Annotated in this window: 12 protein-coding genes and 1 pseudogene; 9 read left to right on the top strand and 4 right to left on the bottom strand. The window is 55.5% G+C overall.

Going from position 1 to position 16490, the window contains the following annotated elements:
* Positions 1-205 precede the first annotated feature (205 nt).
* Genes ssuE through ssuB form a run of 5 tightly spaced genes read left to right on the top strand, consistent with a single transcriptional unit; the run spans position 206 to position 4446 of the window.
* Complete coding sequence (gene ssuE, locus KGP22_RS07475; protein ID WP_045352017.1) at positions 206-781, top strand: NADPH-dependent FMN reductase; 576 nt, start codon at positions 206-208, stop codon at positions 779-781.
* Positions 774-1736, top strand: a complete 963-nt coding sequence (locus KGP22_RS07470; RefSeq protein WP_223581785.1) for a sulfonate ABC transporter substrate-binding protein — start codon at positions 774-776, stop codon at positions 1734-1736. The genes ssuE and KGP22_RS07470 overlap by 8 nt, the downstream gene beginning before the upstream one ends.
* Entirely contained in the window at positions 1733-2878 is a 1146-nt protein-coding gene (gene ssuD, locus KGP22_RS07465) for an FMNH2-dependent alkanesulfonate monooxygenase (RefSeq protein ID WP_223581784.1), read from the top strand. The genes KGP22_RS07470 and ssuD overlap by 4 nt, the downstream gene beginning before the upstream one ends.
* A 9-nt stretch (positions 2879-2887) precedes the next feature.
* Positions 2888-3679 carry an aliphatic sulfonate ABC transporter permease SsuC gene (gene ssuC, locus KGP22_RS07460; protein ID WP_115874645.1) on the top strand — a complete coding sequence of 264 codons (792 nt, stop codon included), beginning with the start codon at positions 2888-2890 and terminating at the stop codon, positions 3677-3679.
* Positions 3676-4446: an aliphatic sulfonates ABC transporter ATP-binding protein gene (gene ssuB, locus KGP22_RS07455; protein WP_223581783.1), complete on the top strand. Its 771-nt coding sequence runs from the start codon at positions 3676-3678 to the stop codon at positions 4444-4446. The genes ssuC and ssuB overlap by 4 nt, the downstream gene beginning before the upstream one ends.
* A gap of 50 nt (positions 4447-4496) precedes the next feature.
* Here ssuB and pepN read toward each other — a convergent pair whose 3' ends face one another.
* The gene (gene pepN, locus KGP22_RS07450; RefSeq protein ID WP_223581782.1) at positions 4497-7109 is read right to left on the bottom strand and encodes an aminopeptidase N; all 2613 of its coding nucleotides are present in this window, start codon (positions 7107-7109) and stop codon (positions 4497-4499) included.
* Between the two features lie 254 nt (positions 7110-7363).
* Between pepN and pncB the strand changes: the two genes are divergently transcribed.
* The 4 genes and pseudogenes from pncB to aspC all read left to right on the top strand — a co-directional run bounded on the left by pncB (position 7364) and on the right by aspC (position 13216).
* Positions 7364-8566 (top strand): nicotinate phosphoribosyltransferase, encoded by a 1203-nt coding sequence (gene pncB, locus KGP22_RS07445; protein WP_223581781.1) that lies wholly within the window; start codon positions 7364-7366, stop codon positions 8564-8566.
* A gap of 165 nt (positions 8567-8731) precedes the next feature.
* Positions 8732-10132 (top strand): asparagine--tRNA ligase, encoded by a 1401-nt coding sequence (gene asnS, locus KGP22_RS07440; RefSeq protein WP_223581780.1) that lies wholly within the window; start codon positions 8732-8734, stop codon positions 10130-10132.
* A 606-nt stretch (positions 10133-10738) separates the two neighbouring features.
* Positions 10739-11841, top strand: a pseudogene (locus KGP22_RS07435) (porin).
* A gap of 184 nt (positions 11842-12025) precedes the next feature.
* The gene (aspC, locus tag KGP22_RS07430; RefSeq protein ID WP_033145106.1) at positions 12026-13216 is read left to right on the top strand and encodes an aspartate transaminase; all 1191 of its coding nucleotides are present in this window, start codon (positions 12026-12028) and stop codon (positions 13214-13216) included.
* Positions 13217-13264: 48 nt separating this feature from the next.
* On the opposite strand, the gene KGP22_RS07425 is transcribed toward aspC, so the two are convergent.
* From KGP22_RS07425 to ldtD, 3 genes are all read right to left on the bottom strand, one after another.
* The gene (locus KGP22_RS07425; RefSeq protein WP_008499950.1) at positions 13265-13912 is read right to left on the bottom strand and encodes an MBL fold metallo-hydrolase; all 648 of its coding nucleotides are present in this window, start codon (positions 13910-13912) and stop codon (positions 13265-13267) included.
* 20 nt (positions 13913-13932) lie between these two features.
* Positions 13933-14484, bottom strand: a complete 552-nt coding sequence (locus KGP22_RS07420) for a YcbK family protein (RefSeq protein WP_032639289.1) — start codon at positions 14482-14484, stop codon at positions 13933-13935.
* 174 nt (positions 14485-14658) lie between these two features.
* Complete coding sequence (ldtD, locus tag KGP22_RS07415) at positions 14659-16482, bottom strand: L,D-transpeptidase (RefSeq protein WP_223581778.1); 1824 nt, start codon at positions 16480-16482, stop codon at positions 14659-14661.
* Positions 16483-16490 lie beyond the last annotated feature (8 nt).

Raw genomic sequence — 16490 nt, 5'->3', positions numbered from 1 at the left:
GGGCGATCCCATCGCGAAAGGGAATTGACCTGCGGCAAAAAACCCGCGTAAAACGCAATCGTTTACCTCCCCGTCCATTTCTTATGCACTTTTTTGCATTTTAATTGCAGATAAATCATTTAGTGGAATAAACGCGCGGTGTCACACTCCTGAAAATTGTTATGAATGTTAGATAAAAGCAAACAATTAGTTATAAGGAGGAAGTATGCGCGTCATTACCCTGGCCGGAAGTCCACGATTCCCTTCGCGCTCCAGTGCCCTGCTGGAATATGCCCGTGAAAAACTGAATGCTCTGGATGTGGAAGTGTGCCACTGGAACCTGCATAACTTCGAACCTGAAGATTTGCTCTACGCCCGTTTCGACAGCCCTGCGCTGAAAACCCTCATTGAGCAACTTAACGGCGCGGACGGCCTGATCGTAGCAACGCCCATCTATAAGGCCTCCTTTTCCGGGGCGCTGAAAACCCTGCTCGATCTGCTTCCGGAACGTGCGCTGGACGGCAAGGTGGTGCTGCCGCTGGCAACGGGCGGTACGGTTGCCCATTTACTGGCCGTGGATTATGCCCTGAAGCCGGTGCTGAACGCGTTGAAAGCGCAGGAGATCCTCCACGGCGTTTTCGCCGATGACTCGCAGGTCATCGACTATCAACACAAACCCCACTTTACGCCTAACCTGCAAACCCGCCTCGATAACGCTCTGGAAACGTTCTGGCATGCCCTGCATCGCCGGGATATCCAGGCCCCGGCGTTTAGTCAGCCTCAAGGAGTCGCACATGTTTAAAACGTTAACCCGCATCGGACTGGCCGGTTTGATGGCGCTTACCCCGCTGGCCCATGCCGCAGAAACGGCTCCGGAAAGTTTACGCATCGGGTATCAGAAAGGCAGCGTCAGCATGGTGCTGGCAAAAAGCCACCAGCTCCTGGAAAAACGCTTCCCGGACACCAAATTCTCCTGGGTGGAGTTCCCGGCCGGCCCGCAGATGCTGGAGGCCCTGAACGTGGGCAGTATCGATCTCGGCAGCACGGGCGATATCCCACCTATATTCGCCCAGGCCGCAGGAGCGGACCTCGTCTACGTTGGCGTTGAGCCGCCCAAGCCTAAGGCCGAAGTCATTCTGGTGCCTGAAAACAGCGACATTAAAAGCGTCGCCGATCTTAAAGGCCATAAGGTCGCTTTCCAGAAAGGTTCCAGCTCACACAACCTTTTGCTGCGCGCTCTGCAAGAGGCCGGGCTTAAGTTCACCGACATTCAGCCCGTTTACCTGACACCTGCCGACGCGCGCGCCGCGTTCCAGCAGAAGAACGTTGATGCCTGGGCCATCTGGGACCCGTACTACTCCGCCGCATTGCTGCAGGGTGGCGTTCGCGTGCTGAAAGACGGTACCACGCTGAAGCAGACCGGCTCGTTCTATCTGGCCGCGCGCCCTTATGCGGAAAAGAACGGCGCATTTATTCAGGGCGTGCTGGATACCTTTACCCAGGCCGATGCCCTGACTCAGAGCCAGCGTCAGGAGAGCATTGCCCTGCTGGCGAAAACCATGGGCTTACCTGAGCCGGTGATCGCGAGCTATCTCAACCACCGTCCGCCGACCACCATTACGCCGGTGGACGCACACGTCGCCGCGCTTCAGCAACAAACGGCTGACCTTTTCTATCAAAACCACCTGGTGCCAAAACAGGTCACTATTCGCGAACGCATCTGGCAGCCCGCAGGCAAAGAAGGAGCTAAATCATGAGTCTGAATCTTTTCTGGTTTTTACCCACCCACGGTGATGGACACTATCTTGGTACAGAAGAGGGCTCGCGCCCGGTTGACCACGGCTACCTGCAGCAGATTGCGCAGGCGGCGGACCGAATCGGTTTCACTGGGGTGCTCATCCCGACCGGACGTTCATGTGAAGATGCCTGGCTGGTCGCCGCATCAATGATTCCGGTCACCCAACGTCTGAAGTTCCTGGTTGCGTTACGTCCAAGCGTCGTCTCCCCTACCGTGGCGGCACGCCAGGCGGCAACGCTGGACAGACTATCCAACGGCCGCGCCCTGTTTAACCTGGTGACGGGCAGCGATCCGCAGGAGCTGGCAGGCGACGGCGTGTTCCTCGACCATACCGAACGCTATGAAGCTTCCGCCGAGTTCACCCGCGTCTGGCGACGCCTGCTGGAAGGTGAAACCGTTACCTTTGAAGGCAAGCATATCCACGTTCGTGACGCGAAACTCTACTTCCCGCCGGTACAGCAGCCGCGACCGCCGCTCTATTTTGGCGGATCGTCGGATGTAGCCCAGGATCTGGCGGCAGAACAGGTCGATCTCTATCTGACCTGGGGCGAACCGCCTGAGCTGGTGAAAGAAAAAATTGCCCAGGTACGCGCTAAGGCGGCCGCCCATGGCCGCAAGGTGCGCTTCGGCATTCGCCTGCATGTGATTGTGCGCGAAACCAGTGAAGAAGCCTGGCAGGCGGCGGACCGCCTGATCTCCCATCTGGATGATGAAACGATCGCCAGAGCCCAGGCCGCATTTGCCAAAACCGACTCCGTCGGGCAGCACCGGATGGCCTCCCTGCACAACGGCAAGCGCGAGAATCTGGAGATCAGCCCGAACCTGTGGGCGGGCGTCGGTCTGGTGCGCGGCGGTGCGGGGACGGCGCTGGTCGGCGACGGCCCGACCGTGGCCGCGCGCATCAATGAATACGCCGAACTGGGTATCGACAGCTTTATTCTCTCCGGTTATCCGCACCTGGAAGAGGCGTACAAGGTCGGCGAGCTGTTGTTCCCGCATCTTGATGTCGCCATTCCGGAGGTTCCGCAGCCGCAGCGGCTCCAGCTGCAGGGCGAAGCCGTGGCGAACGAATTCATTCCACGCAAAGCCGCGCAGAGCTAAGGAGCGACCATGTCTGCCACCTCACAAAAATGGCTGCTGCGCGCCGCGCCGTGGTTTTTACCCGTCGGCATTGTGGCTCTCTGGCAGCTCGCGTCGTCCACCGGCTGGCTGTCGAGCCGCATTCTGCCCTCTCCGGAGGGTGTTGTAGAAGCGTTCTGGTCGCTGAGCGTCAGCGGTGAGCTGTGGCAGCACCTGGCGATCAGCTCCTGGCGCGCGGCGATCGGGTTTTCCATCGGCGGCAGCATCGGTCTGGTTCTGGGCCTAATCAGCGGTCTTTCACGCTGGGGCGAGCGGCTGCTGGACACCTCCATCCAGATGCTGCGCAACGTGCCGCATCTGGCGCTGATCCCGCTGGTTATCCTGTGGTTTGGCATTGATGAGAGCGCCAAGATTTTCCTCGTGGCGCTGGGCACATTGTTCCCGATCTACATCAACACCTGGCACGGCATCCGCAATATCGATCGCGGTCTGGTCGAGATGGCACGCAGCTACGGCTTATCGGGTTTTTCTCTCTTTATACACGTAATCCTGCCGGGCGCCCTGCCCTCCATTATGGTCGGGGTGCGTTTCGCGCTCGGCCTGATGTGGCTAACGCTGATTGTGGCGGAAACCATCTCGGCCAACTCCGGGATTGGCTACCTGGCGATGAACGCCCGTGAATTCCTGCAAACGGACGTGGTGGTGGTTGCCATTATCCTTTATGCCCTGCTCGGCAAACTCGCTGACGTTAGCGCCCAGTGGCTGGAGCGCAGCTGGCTGCGCTGGAACCCGGCCTATACCCTTCAGGAGGCGAAAGCATGAATACTGCACGACTGAATCAGGGGACACCGCTACTGCTGAACGGCGTCACCAAACGCTACGGCGATAACACCATTCTTAACGGGCTGGATCTGCATATTCCCGCCGGACAGTTTGTGGCCGTTGTCGGGCGCAGCGGCGGAGGAAAGAGTACCCTGCTACGGCTTCTGGCCGGACTGGAAGCCCCCAACGGCGGCGACATTCTGGCAGGGACAACGCCGCTTTCGAATATCCAGGACGATACCCGCATGATGTTTCAGGATGCGCGCCTGCTGCCGTGGAAATCGGTTATCGATAATGTCGGGCTCGGTCTTAAGGGCAACTGGCGGGATGAAGCCCGCCAGGCGCTGGCCGCCGTTGGGCTGGAAAATCGCGCCGATGAATGGCCTGCAGCCCTTTCGGGTGGGCAGAAGCAGCGCGTGGCGCTGGCGCGCGCGTTAATTCACCGTCCGGGCCTGCTGTTGCTTGATGAACCGCTGGGCGCGCTCGACGCCCTGACGCGAATCGAAATGCAGGATTTGATTGGATCTCTCTGGCAGGCACACGGCTTTACGGTACTGCTGGTGACGCATGACGTGAGCGAAGCCGTCGCAATGGCCGACCGGGTGCTTTTAATAGAAGATGGCAAAATAGGTCTGGATCTGACGGTAGATCTTCCGCGGCCTCGTCGCGTGGGCTCGGCAAGACTGGCGGAGCTGGAAGCGGAAGTGCTGGATCGGGTGATGAAGCGTGGAGGTACGGAGTTACAGCAAGCTAAGGCTAATGCCTGATGCCCTCACCCCGGCCCTCTCCCACAGGGAGAGGGCCGGGTTAACTTTTATTACGCTAAGGCTTTAGCAATCTTCTCGTACAGATCGCCAGACAGGTTTTCCAGCCCTTTCAGCTGCTCAAGCGCGGCACGCATTTTCGCCTGACGCTTCGCATCGTAGCGTTTCAGACGGATCAGCGGCTCAATCAGGCGCGACGCCACCTGCGGGTTACGGCTGTTCAGCTCGGTCAGCATTTCCACCATGAACTGATAACCGCTGCCGTCTTCGGCGTGGAACGCGGCCGGGTTGCTGCTTGCAAACGCGCCAATCAGCGAACGCACGCGGTTTGGGTTGCTCAGTGTAAAGGAACGATGCTTCAGCAGGCTGCGCACGTTGCTGAGCGCATCGGCCGCCGGGCTGGTCGCCTGCAGGATGAACCACTTGTCCATCACCAGGCCATCCTGATGCCACTTGTCGTCGTACTCCTGCATCAGCGCGTCGCGGCACGGCAGCTCAGCGGCAACGCTTGCACCCAGCGCTGCCAGCGCGTCGGTCATGTTATCCGCTTCATGATACTGCTTGCTCACAAGAGTGTTCGCCAGCTCGGTTTCACCAAACGCCAGGTAGCGCAGGCAGGTATTACGCAGAGAACGTTTACCAATGTCCGCGTGCTCAACGCGATAAGCGTCAAGCTTGTTGGCGTTATAAATGGCGAGGAACTCGTCCGCCAGCTCAGCAGCCAGCGTACGGGTCAGCGCTTCACGCACTGCCACGATCGCGATCGGATCGATAATCTCGAACAACTCCGCGATTTCCGTTGCTGACGGCAGGGTCAGGATTTCAGCGGCGAGCGCCGGGTCAATCTTCTCATCAAGCAGGATCGCGCGGAACGCGTCAGCCACGTGCACAGGCAGCGACAGCGGCTGGCCCTGCTGGTGACGGTTTACGTTGATCTTGATGTAGGTCGCCAGCAGGCTTTGCGCCGCATCCCAGCGGGAGAAATCGTTGCGCGCGTGACGCATCAGGAACGTCAGCTGCTGATCGCTCCACTTGTACTCCAGCTTCACCGGCGCGGAGAATTCGCACAGCAGAGCAGGCACCGGCTGGAAGTAGACGTTATCAAAGATAAAGGTCTGCTCGGCCTGGGTCACGTTCAATACGTGGTGTACCGGGTGGCCGCCCTTCTGCAGTGGGATGACTTTGCCTTCGTTATCGTACAGCTCAATGCTGAACGGAATATGCAGCGGGTATTTCTCTTCCTGCTCTGCCGTCGGCGGCGTGCGCTGACTGATGGTCAGCGTGTACTGCTCGGTTTCCGGATTGTAGTCGTCTTTGACGGTAACAATTGGCGTACCGGCCTGGCTGTACCAGCGGCGGAAGTGGGAAAGATCGACATTAGAAGCATCTTCCATTGCCTGCACAAAATCGTCGCAGGTGGCCGCGCTGCCGTCATGACGCTCGAAGTAGAGCTGCATCCCTTTCTGGAAGTTCTCTTCCCCCAGCAGGGTGTGGATCATGCGGATAATTTCTGCGCCTTTTTCGTACACCGTCAGGGTGTAGAAGTTGTTCATCTCAATGACTTTATCCGGGCGGATCGGATGCGCCATTGGGCTGGCATCTTCTGCAAACTGCAGGCCGCGCATGGTTCGCACGTTGTTGATGCGGTTCACCGCGCGTGACCCCAGATCGGAGCTGAACTCCTGGTCGCGGAAGACAGTCAGACCCTCTTTCAGGCTCAGCTGGAACCAGTCGCGACAGGTGACGCGGTTACCGGTCCAGTTGTGGAAATATTCGTGGCCGATGACGCGTTCGATATCGAGATAATCTTTATCGGTAGCGGTATCGGTTCGCGCCAGCACGTATTTGGAGTTAAAGACGTTCAGCCCTTTATTCTCCATTGCGCCCATGTTGAAGAAATCAACGGCGACGATCATATAGATGTCGAGGTCATATTCGAGGCCGAAGCGCTCTTCGTCCCACTTCATGGAGTTGATGAGCGAGGTCATCGCCCACGGCGCGCGGTCAAGGTTACCGCGGTCTACGAACAGCTCCAGCGCCACCTCGCGCCCTGAGCGCGTTTTGAAGGTGTCGCGCAGCACGTCGAAGTCCCCCGCCACCAGCGCAAACAGGTAGCACGGTTTCGGGAACGGATCCTGCCACTGAACCCAGTGACGGCCATTCTCCAGCTCGCCTTCGCCCACGCGGTTGCCGTTGGAGAGCAGGAAGGGATACAGGGTTTTATCGGCGATGATTTTGGTGGTGAAGCGCGCCAGGACGTCCGGGCGATCGAGATACCAGGTAATGTGGCGGAACCCTTCCGCTTCACACTGGGTACACAGCGCCACGTCAGACTGGTAAAGCCCTTCCAGCGCGGTGTTGGCGGCCGGGCTGATTTCATTCACGATGCGCAGCGTAAACTGTTCCGGCAGGTTGTCGATGACCAGCTGGTTGTTTTCTTCTTTATAGTCCGACCAGGCTTCATCGTTAATATGCAGGGAGACCAGCGTCAGGTCTTCGCCATCCAGACGCAGCGGCACGGCAGTTGCGCTGTGGCGCGTCACCTGACTCACCGCCGTAACAACGGTTTTAGTGGCATCCAGGTCAAAAGTCAGATCGATTTCGCTAATCAGATAATCCGGCGCACGGTAGTCGTGGCGGTATTTGGCTTGTGGCTGTTGTGTCATAGAAAACCTTATGCATCGTTTGTCGAGTAACGTTTCAATATATTCCTGTTGCGCAAAACGCGCTATGCAGAATGTTCATCTTTTCAGGGTCAACACCCTTTTTTGCTACATTTGTATAACACGGGGCACAAAATGCCCTCGACCATAAAACGCGCTTATGTTGTGATCGGGGTTCAATAAATCACTAAACAAGGTATACTCCGGAGTTGTTTATTGTACTAAACGCTCCTGTGAGAGGATGCTACTGCGCACCTATGACTCAATTCGCTTCTCCAGTTCTGCATACGTTGCTGGATACCGACGCGTATAAACTGCATATGCAGCAAGCCGTTTTCCACCATTACTATGACGTTCACGTCGCGGCGGAATTCCGCTGCCGTGGCGACGACTTGCTCGGTATCTATGCTGACGCCATTCGTGAACAGGTCAATGCTATGCAGCATCTGACGCTGCAGGACGAGGAATATCAGTGGCTTTCTGGCCTGCCTTTCTTCAAAGCCAACTACCTGAACTGGCTGCGCGATTTCCGCTATAAGCCGGAGCAGGTCACCGTGCTTAACGATAACGGCAAGCTGGATATTCGCCTTGAAGGTCCGTGGCGGGAAGTGATCATGTGGGAAGTGCCGCTTCTGGCGGTGATCAGTGAACTGGCTCACCGCTACCGTTCGTCGGAAAAAGGCGTCGAGCAGGCGGTCGCCGCGCTGGAAAATAAACTCGCAGCCTTCTCCGCGCTGACCGCAGGGCTGGACATGTCCCGCTTCCGCCTGATGGACTTTGGTACGCGGCGCCGTTTTTCGCGCGACGTACAGGAGGCCATCGTTAAACGTCTGCAGCAGGAGCCGTGGTTCGTGGGCACCAGTAACTACGATCTGGCCCGTCGCCTCAACCTGACGCCAATGGGTACCCAGGCGCACGAGTGGTTCCAGGCGCATCAGCAGATCAGCCCTGACCTGGCCAATAGCCAGCGCGCGGCGCTGGCCGCATGGCTTGAGGAGTACCCGAATCAACTCGGGATCGCCCTCACCGACTGCATTACGATGGATGCCTTCCTTCGCGACTTTGGACCTGAATTTGCAGAGCGATATCAGGGGTTACGCCACGATTCAGGGGATCCGATCGAGTGGGGCGAGAAAGCGATTGCCCATTACGAGAAACTTGGCATTGACCCGATGAGCAAAGTGCTCGTCTTCTCGGATAATCTCGACCTGGCGAAAGCGGTCGAACTCTATCGTCATTTCAACACCAGAGTGAACCTGAGTTTCGGGATTGGTACCCGGTTGACCTGCGACATTCCTCAGGTAAAACCTCTGAATATTGTGATAAAGCTGGTGGAATGTAACGGCAAGCCTGTGGCGAAACTCTCCGACAGCCCGGGTAAAACCATCTGCCATGACAAAGCGTTTGTCCGCGCATTGCGCAAAGCGTTCGATCTCCCCTTGATTAAAAAAGCCAGTTAAGCGCTTACGGGAGCCTTTATGGCTCCCTTCCCTTATTTATTTCTCAATTCTTCTCTTTTGACTGCGAAATTTACTTGTCTGATAGCGGATGGCAGGTAACATAGATATCCCCCCATAAGGGTGGACAAGTGTTTATTTTTTCCGACTATTAACAGAGAGAATATTATGAGCGTTGTGCCTGTAGCCGACGTACTCCAGGGCCGTGTCGCCGTTGACCAGGAAGTCACCGTGCGCGGATGGGTGCGTACCCGCCGAGATTCTAAAGCTGGCATCTCCTTCCTCGCCGTTTATGACGGTTCCTGCTTTGATCCTGTACAGGCCGTCATTAATAATTCTCTGCCCAATTACAATGATGACGTTCTGCACCTGACAACGGGCTGTTCCGTTATTGTCACCGGCGTGGTTGTAGCATCACCGGGTCAGGGCCAGAGCTTCGAAATTCAGGCTTCTGCCATTGAAGTCACCGGCTGGGTTGAAGATCCGGACACCTATCCGATGGCGGCTAAACGTCACAGCATCGAATATCTGCGTGAAGTGGCCCACCTGCGTCCACGTACCAACCTGATTGGTGCGGTGGCGCGCGTGCGTCATACGCTGGCGCAGGCGCTGCATCGTTTCTTCGATGAACAGGGTTACTTCTGGGTGTCTACCCCGCTGATCACTGCGTCCGACACAGAAGGTGCCGGTGAGATGTTCCGTGTCTCAACGCTGGATCTCGAAAACCTGCCGCGCACGCCGGAAGGTAAAGTGGACTATGACAAAGACTTCTTTGGTAAAGAGGCCTTCCTGACCGTTTCCGGTCAGCTCAACGGCGAAACGTACGCCTGTGCGCTGTCTAAGATCTACACCTTCGGCCCTACCTTCCGCGCAGAAAACTCCAACACCAGCCGTCACCTGGCGGAATTCTGGATGCTGGAGCCGGAAGTGGCGTTCGCCGACCTGGACGATGTTGCGGGCCTGGCGGAAGCGATGCTCAAGTACGTCTTCAAAGCGGTGCTGGAAGAGCGTCCTGACGACATGAAATTCTTTGCAGAACGCGTAGACAGCGATGCAGTAGCGCGTCTGGAGCGTTTTGTGTCTGCCGACTTTGCGCAGGTGGACTACACCGACGCGGTGGCGATCCTCGAGAAATGCGGTGAGAAGTTCGAGAACCCGGTTTACTGGGGCGTAGACCTGGCGTCTGAGCACGAGCGCTATCTGGCCGAGAAGCATTTCAAAGCGCCGGTTGTCGTTAAAAACTACCCGAAAGACATTAAGGCCTTCTATATGCGCCTTAACGAAGACGGTAAAACCGTGGCAGCGATGGACGTCCTGGCGCCGGGCATTGGTGAAATCATCGGTGGCTCTCAGCGTGAAGAGCGTCTTAACGTGCTGGACGCGCGTATGGAAGAGATGGGGCTCAACCCAGCTGATTACAGCTGGTACCGCGATCTGCGCCGTTACGGTACCGTACCGCACGCCGGTTTTGGTCTCGGCTTCGAGCGTCTGATTGCCTACGTTACCGGCGTTCAGAACGTTCGTGACGTGATTCCGTTCCCACGTACTCCGCGTAACGCCAGCTTCTAATCGGTAAAAGACTAAAATGGCCAGCAGATGCTGGCCATTATTTTATTCTGTATTGTCAGTTTTCGTCAGCTTAAAGTCAGCGTCTTTAAACCTTCGCCCCGTCACAACCACTACCTGTTACGTTTTGTTTCCGCGAAACATCCAGCCACAAAAAATAAACCCTATTCTTATTGCGATTATTTCACCATCGGGCAATAGCACAAATTTCAACCATTTTTACAGCCATCCAGAAGGCTTTCAGGAGTCATAAGAAAAAACGGGTCGTTTAGCGTCTGTTTATATGAATTGCCTTTATCCAAATTAATCATAAGGAATTCATATATATAGGATATGCTCTGTTGTTTAATTCGCCAGGGCACTCTGAAGTTTGAGGTGGTTCACAAAGTTCCCAAAAATACATATTTAGTTACACATATTTTCTTTCTGTTACTCAATCTTGAGAATTGTAGCACTTTCAGGCTAGCGAAACGCTTCGGCGAATGGAAAGATGCCTGTCAGATACATAAAGACACCTAACTCTCATCAATAGTTCCGGAAATATTTATTGACAGAATTTATTGACGGCAGTGGCGAGTGTCATAAAAAAACCAATGAGGGTAATAAATAATGATGAAGCGCAATATTCTGGCAGTGGTAATCCCTGCCCTGCTGGTAGCCGGTGCAGCTAACGCTGCAGAAATCTATAACAAGAACGGCAACAAGCTGGACTTCTACGGTAAAGTTGTGGGTGAACACGGCTTCACCACTTCTGGCGTACACAAAAACGCTGACTCCTCTTATGGTCAGATCGGCTTCAAAGGCGAAACTCAGATCAATGATCAGCTGACCGGTTACGGCCAGTGGGAATATCGTGCACGCGCCGGTGCAGCTGAAGGTGACCAGACTAACGTAACCCGTCTGGCTTTCGCTGGCCTGAAAATCGCTGACGCGGGTTCTCTGGACTACGGTCGTAACTACGGTATCGTGTATGACGTAGAATCCTACACCGATATGGCTCCATCCTTCTCTGGCGAAACCTGGGGTGGCGGTTATGTTGATAACTACATGACCAGCCGTTCTACTGGCCTGCTGACCTACCGTAACAACAACTTCTTCGGTCTGGTTGATGGTCTGAACTTTGGCGTTCAATACCAGGGTAAAAACGATCGTAAAAACCTGAATGAAGCAAACGGCGACGGCGTTGGTCTGTCACTGGGTTACGAGTTCGGTGAAGGCTTCGGTCTGATCGGTGCCTACAGCACCGCTAACCGTACGCTTGAGCAGAAAAAAGATGGTAAAGGGATAAAGCTGAATCCTGGGCTGTTGGCGCGAAATACGACGCAAACAACATCTACCTCGCGACCGTTTATGCAGAGACTCGCAACATGAGCCGCCTGGGTAACAGCGGCGAAAACTATGTTCCGAATGATGATGGTAATGTTTATAACATTGCTAACAAGACTCAGAACTTCGAAGTTATCGCTCAGTACCAGTTCGACTTCGGCCTGCGTCCTTCCGTTTCTTACGTTCAGTCCAAAGGTAAAGACCTGAACGGCATCGGCGACCGTGACCTGGCGAAATACATCACCACTGGTGCGACTTACTACTTCAACAAGAACTTCAACGTGTACGGTGACTACCGCTTCAACCTGCTGGACGACAAAGATGCGTCCACCAGCTGGGTTGGCTCTGACAACCAGGCTACCGTTGGCGTAACCTACCAGTTCTAATCAGAACACCACTTTGTTATATGCTTAATGAACAGGGCTTCGGCCCTGTTTTTTTATGCCTGACAGAAAATAATGGCGACTTTTGAAAAGCCGCACGCTTTTCGTCGCAAACGGTTGGCATTTTGTAAATCTACCGTTAACCTGATAGCGGATTTCACTTCTGTAATCACAATGGAACTTCGTCATGTTTGAGAACATTACCGCCGCTCCTGCCGACCCGATTCTGGGCCTGGCCGATCTGTTTCGTGCCGACGACCGCCCTGGCAAAATCAACCTGGGTATTGGTGTATATAAAGATGAAACCGGCAAAACTCCGGTACTGACCAGCGTTAAGAAAGCTGAGCAGTATCTGCTGGAAAACGAAACCACCAAAAACTACCTCGGTATTGATGGTATCCCTGAATTTGGTCGCTGCACCCAGGAGCTGCTGTTCGGTAAAGGCAGTGCAATTGTGAGTGACAAACGTGCCCGCACAGCACAGACCCCAGGCGGTACCGGTGCGCTGCGCGTGGCGGCGGATTTCCTTGCGAAAAACACCTCTGTTAAGCGCGTTTGGGTAAGCAACCCAAGCTGGCCTAACCACAAGAGCGTGTTTAACTCTGCGGGTCTGGAAGTGCGTGAATACGCCTACTACGACGCGGCAAACCACTCTCTCGACTTTGACGGCCTGCTGGCGAGCCTGAGCGAGGCGCAGGCAGGTGACGTGGTGCTGTTCCACGGCTGCTGCCATAACCCAACCGGCATCGACCCGACGCTTGAGCAGTGGCAACACCTGGCGAAGCTGTCCGTAGAGAAAGGCTGGCTGCCGCTGTTTGACTTTGCCTACCAGGGCTTCGCCCGTGGCCTGGAAGAAGATGCCGAAGGCCTGCGCGCGTTCGCAGCCGTGCACCAGGAGCTGATTGTCGCAAGCTCATATTCCAAGAACTTCGGTCTGTACAATGAGCGCGTGGGTGCCTGTACGCTGGTTGCCGCTAACGAAGAGACCGTCGATCGTGCGTTCAGCCAGATGAAATCGGTTATCCGCGCTAACTACTCTAACCCACCGGCACACGGTGCGTCTGTTGTTGCGACTATCCTGAGCAACGATGCGCTGCGCGCTATCTGGGAACAAGAGCTGAACGATATGCGTCAGCGTATTCAGCGCATGCGCCTGCTGTTTGTGAACACCCTGGCTGAGAAAGGCGCGGATCGCGACTTCAGCTTTATCATCAAACAGAACGGTATGTTCTCGTTCAGCGGTCTGACCAAAGAGCAGGTTCTGCGTCTGCGTGAAGAGTTTGGCGTGTACGCCGTGGCCTCTGGCCGCGTGAACGTTGCAGGCATGACGCCTGACAACATGGCGCCACTGTGCGAAGCGATTGTCGCCGTACTGTAATTTGCGCCCATAAAAAAGCCTGCGTTATGCAGGCTTTTTTTATTCGGGTTACCAGACAGGCATTTCATCCTGAAGGAACGGGTTATGGAGCCGTTCATAGCCCAGCGTCGACATCGGACCGTGTCCAGGGATAAACGTTACATCATCACCCAGCGGCAATAACTTCTGTTTAATCGACTGAATCAGTTGACCGTGATCGCCGCGCGGAAAATCGCTGCGTCCTACGCCACCTTTGAAAATCACATCGCCGGAAATCAGCAGACGGGACTGGTCATCAAAGAAGACGATATGGCCTGGCGTATGCCCAGGACAATGCAACACCTGTAAAGTCACATTCCCTATGCTAACGCGCTCTCCTTCGTTCAGCCAGCGATCGGGCGTCAAAGGCTGACACTCATCCAGGCCAAACATGCGGCTTTGGGCGGGTAACCCCTGCAGCCAGAACTCATCTTCTTTTTCCGGACCAACTATCGGCACGCCGTAGTGTTCAGCCAGTTCAGCCGCTGCACCCACATGGTCGAGGTGACCATGCGTCAGTAAAATCTGCATGAGCGTCACGCCGCTGTCGGCGACTTCCTGCTTGATCTTCTCAGCGTCACCGCCGGGATCGACAAGCGCGGCCAGTTTAGTCTGTTCGCACCAGATGAGAGAACAATTCTGGGAGAACGCGGTAACCGGAATAATACGATAGTTCATACTGCTCCTGTGTTTCGTTATTACCAGTGCCGAACCGGACCGGTATCAATATGCACAAAGTTGCTGCTGGGGTAATATCCTACACCACCTGCGCGCATAGATAACGCAGCTTTGCGAATATTGGCTAACGAAACGCCTTCAATATGGAAGTCCATTGCCTGTCCCTTCGTGTGATAGCTTTTTTTCGCTACCCCGCGACTGTGGGCGCGCAGTTCATTATTGGTATCAATCGAGCGATAGCCAGAAATGAGCTGAACCGGCTTGCTGGTGCCCAGCAGGCCCTGAAGGCGGAAAAGCTGATCAAACAGTCCTGGATCGATGGCTTTTATTTTATTCGCGCGGAAATCACGGAAAAAATGGTTAAGTCTTGCTAATTCATCCTGAATATAGCCTCTGCCATCGAAAAACTCCGCTTTTAGCGACTCACCGGTATGCAGGTTGTTGAGCGTTAAAACTCGCGGACGAGGTGTCGAGAGGGTGGCAAATGCTGGCGTCGGCAAGATGGCCGCTGCGCCAAGCGCAACACCACCTAACGCCAGCAGTTTGCGGCGATTAGCGTCAAATTTGTCCATGATAATCAGGTCTACAGGTAAAAGAAATCGTAATATGCTTAGCGCACGAAGGGCACCTTAACTGGCAAAACCGGGTACGTCAAGGCGCCCAACCCCAGTGAATACGCGGCTTACAGCGATATTGCCCCTTATTCACCCTAACTTACGACAATCATTTTTCCCGAACTGCTTCATTTACCTGATTAATTGTTCCGCTTTTGGCAAAATTTGTGCGCCGGATCGCGCGGTGAGATCATAATTGTAAATATCTGTACGGTACTGAGTACGCCCGTCTTCGCCAACAAACGCCGTCAGATAGTAGAGATTGACCGGAATGTTGTGTCGAATATTAACGTAACGCGTATCCCCCTGCTTCAGGGCATCGGAAATGCGCGTATCGTTCCAGCCCGCATCTTGCAATAGCATATTGGCCAGCTCCGAGGCTTTGTTCACGCGTACGCAGCCAGAACTCAGCGCGCGAGTATCTTTCTGGAACAGGTTGTGGTTCGGCGTATCGTGCAGATAGATAGCGTCTGAACTCGGCATATTGAACTTGTAACGCCCTAAAGAGTTATGCGCCCCGGGTGCCTGCTGGAAACGGAACGGCAGATTAGAAGCCGTAATTGTCGACCAGTCGACCATATAAGGATCGATGGCCTCTTTACTGTTCCATCCGCGCATCACCGTATAGCCATGACGTTCCAGATACCCCGGATCGTTCCAGACCTTCGGCAGAATGTCTTTTCTCGCCAGCGTCGGCGGCACGTTCCACGGTGGGTTAACCACCACGTTATTCAGCGCGCTGCTCATCATCGGTGTTTTACGATCCGGACGTCCGACAATCACGCGCGACGCCAGTTTTTCGCTACCGTCCTGATAATAGACCAGGGAATAAGCCGGAATGTTAACCATAATTCCGGTAGAGAGTGTTCCAGGCAGCAGGCGCAAACGCTGGATATTGAGCGCCAGCACCCCTGCCCGCTGCGCAGGCGATACGTTCAGCCAGTCTCGCGTCGTCTGGCCAATGACGCCATCGGCCCCCAGCCCCTGTGCGGTCTGGAATTGCTTCACTGCCGCAACCAGCTCGCGATCGTATGCTGCGGGTTTATTGCTGACGGCAATCGTTTTTTTCTCTTTCACGGGAGCTGACGGGCTGACCGCCGCGTTTTGCGGATCGTCGCCTGGCAACGCAATATGTGGCCCGCCATCAAGAAGACCGGAGCGAGTCAGGATCTCGCGCAGGGCAGGCACATCGCTGCTCCACTGCCCCGGACGCAGCGTCGCGGTGCCGCGCATCTGAGGCCATGGGCGCGAGTCACCCACCAGCGCGAGGAGCGACTGGTGCAGAGTGGCATATTGTGGGTGCGCCGGTGCGAGGCTGGCGATAAAGCGCGGCAGTTCGCCGTTATCCAGCGCTAACTGCCATTGGTTAATCACCGACAGTGCCGGCGTCGCCAGCTTGTACGGCTTATCGCTGTAAAGCCAACGGTTGCCGTTGACCGGAATACCCGCCACGAACTGCAGGTAGCCCATCATGGCATCGGAAAGCACCACGTCCCGCGCCTGCCCGATGACGGCAGGATCGGTTAACAGCTCAACCCATTTTGTAAACTGCGGCTGAAACCCTGCAATCGCGACCTCCGCGAGCTGTTGCTGGAAGGCGCGCACGGCATCGCGGTTTTCCCACATCGGTTTCATATCGCGGGCAGCATAAAGGAGCGTGAGCTGATTGAGATAGACAGGCGCGTACCCGGACGGCAGCCCCGACTGCAGCTGCTGGCTGAGCGATTCGGCGTCGATACCTTCCGGCAGCGGCTTAATACCGGCCATGATAGCTGTTGCCGGAGACTGGTCCAGCGGTTGGGACAACGACGTTGGCTGCGCGCCTGTCGTTGCCGAGCTGTCAGTCGGCACAATTTCAGGCTCGTCGGCCTGGGCGGTTAACAGCGGAGCAAACATCACTGCCAGGCATAAACTCAGCGCCGACAGCTGACGACCACATTCTTTCTTAAGCAACATCCCTTGCC

Origin of the sequence: Enterobacter sp. JBIWA005, assembly GCF_019968805.1 — a bacterium.
Taxonomy (GTDB): Bacteria; Pseudomonadota; Gammaproteobacteria; order Enterobacterales; family Enterobacteriaceae; genus Enterobacter; species Enterobacter vonholyi.
This window is presented reverse-complemented; position numbering and strand designations above follow the sequence as displayed.

Coding starts and splice junctions, on each gene's coding strand:
- KGP22_RS07470 (WP_223581785.1), top strand. CDS start 774: ATGTTTAAAACGTTAACCCGCATCGGACTGGCCGGTTTGATGGCGCTT.
- KGP22_RS07425 (WP_008499950.1), bottom strand. CDS start 13,912: ATGAACTATCGTATTATTCCGGTTACCGCGTTCTCCCAGAATTGTTCT.
- ssuC (WP_115874645.1), top strand. CDS start 2,888: ATGTCTGCCACCTCACAAAAATGGCTGCTGCGCGCCGCGCCGTGGTTT.
- ssuD (WP_223581784.1), top strand. CDS start 1,733: ATGAGTCTGAATCTTTTCTGGTTTTTACCCACCCACGGTGATGGACAC.
- asnS (WP_223581780.1), top strand. CDS start 8,732: ATGAGCGTTGTGCCTGTAGCCGACGTACTCCAGGGCCGTGTCGCCGTT.
- ssuB (WP_223581783.1), top strand. CDS start 3,676: ATGAATACTGCACGACTGAATCAGGGGACACCGCTACTGCTGAACGGC.
- KGP22_RS07420 (WP_032639289.1), bottom strand. CDS start 14,484: ATGGACAAATTTGACGCTAATCGCCGCAAACTGCTGGCGTTAGGTGGT.
- ldtD (WP_223581778.1), bottom strand. CDS start 16,482: ATGTTGCTTAAGAAAGAATGTGGTCGTCAGCTGTCGGCGCTGAGTTTA.
- ssuE (WP_045352017.1), top strand. CDS start 206: ATGCGCGTCATTACCCTGGCCGGAAGTCCACGATTCCCTTCGCGCTCC.
- pncB (WP_223581781.1), top strand. CDS start 7,364: ATGACTCAATTCGCTTCTCCAGTTCTGCATACGTTGCTGGATACCGAC.
- aspC (WP_033145106.1), top strand. CDS start 12,026: ATGTTTGAGAACATTACCGCCGCTCCTGCCGACCCGATTCTGGGCCTG.
- pepN (WP_223581782.1), bottom strand. CDS start 7,109: ATGACACAACAGCCACAAGCCAAATACCGCCACGACTACCGTGCGCCG.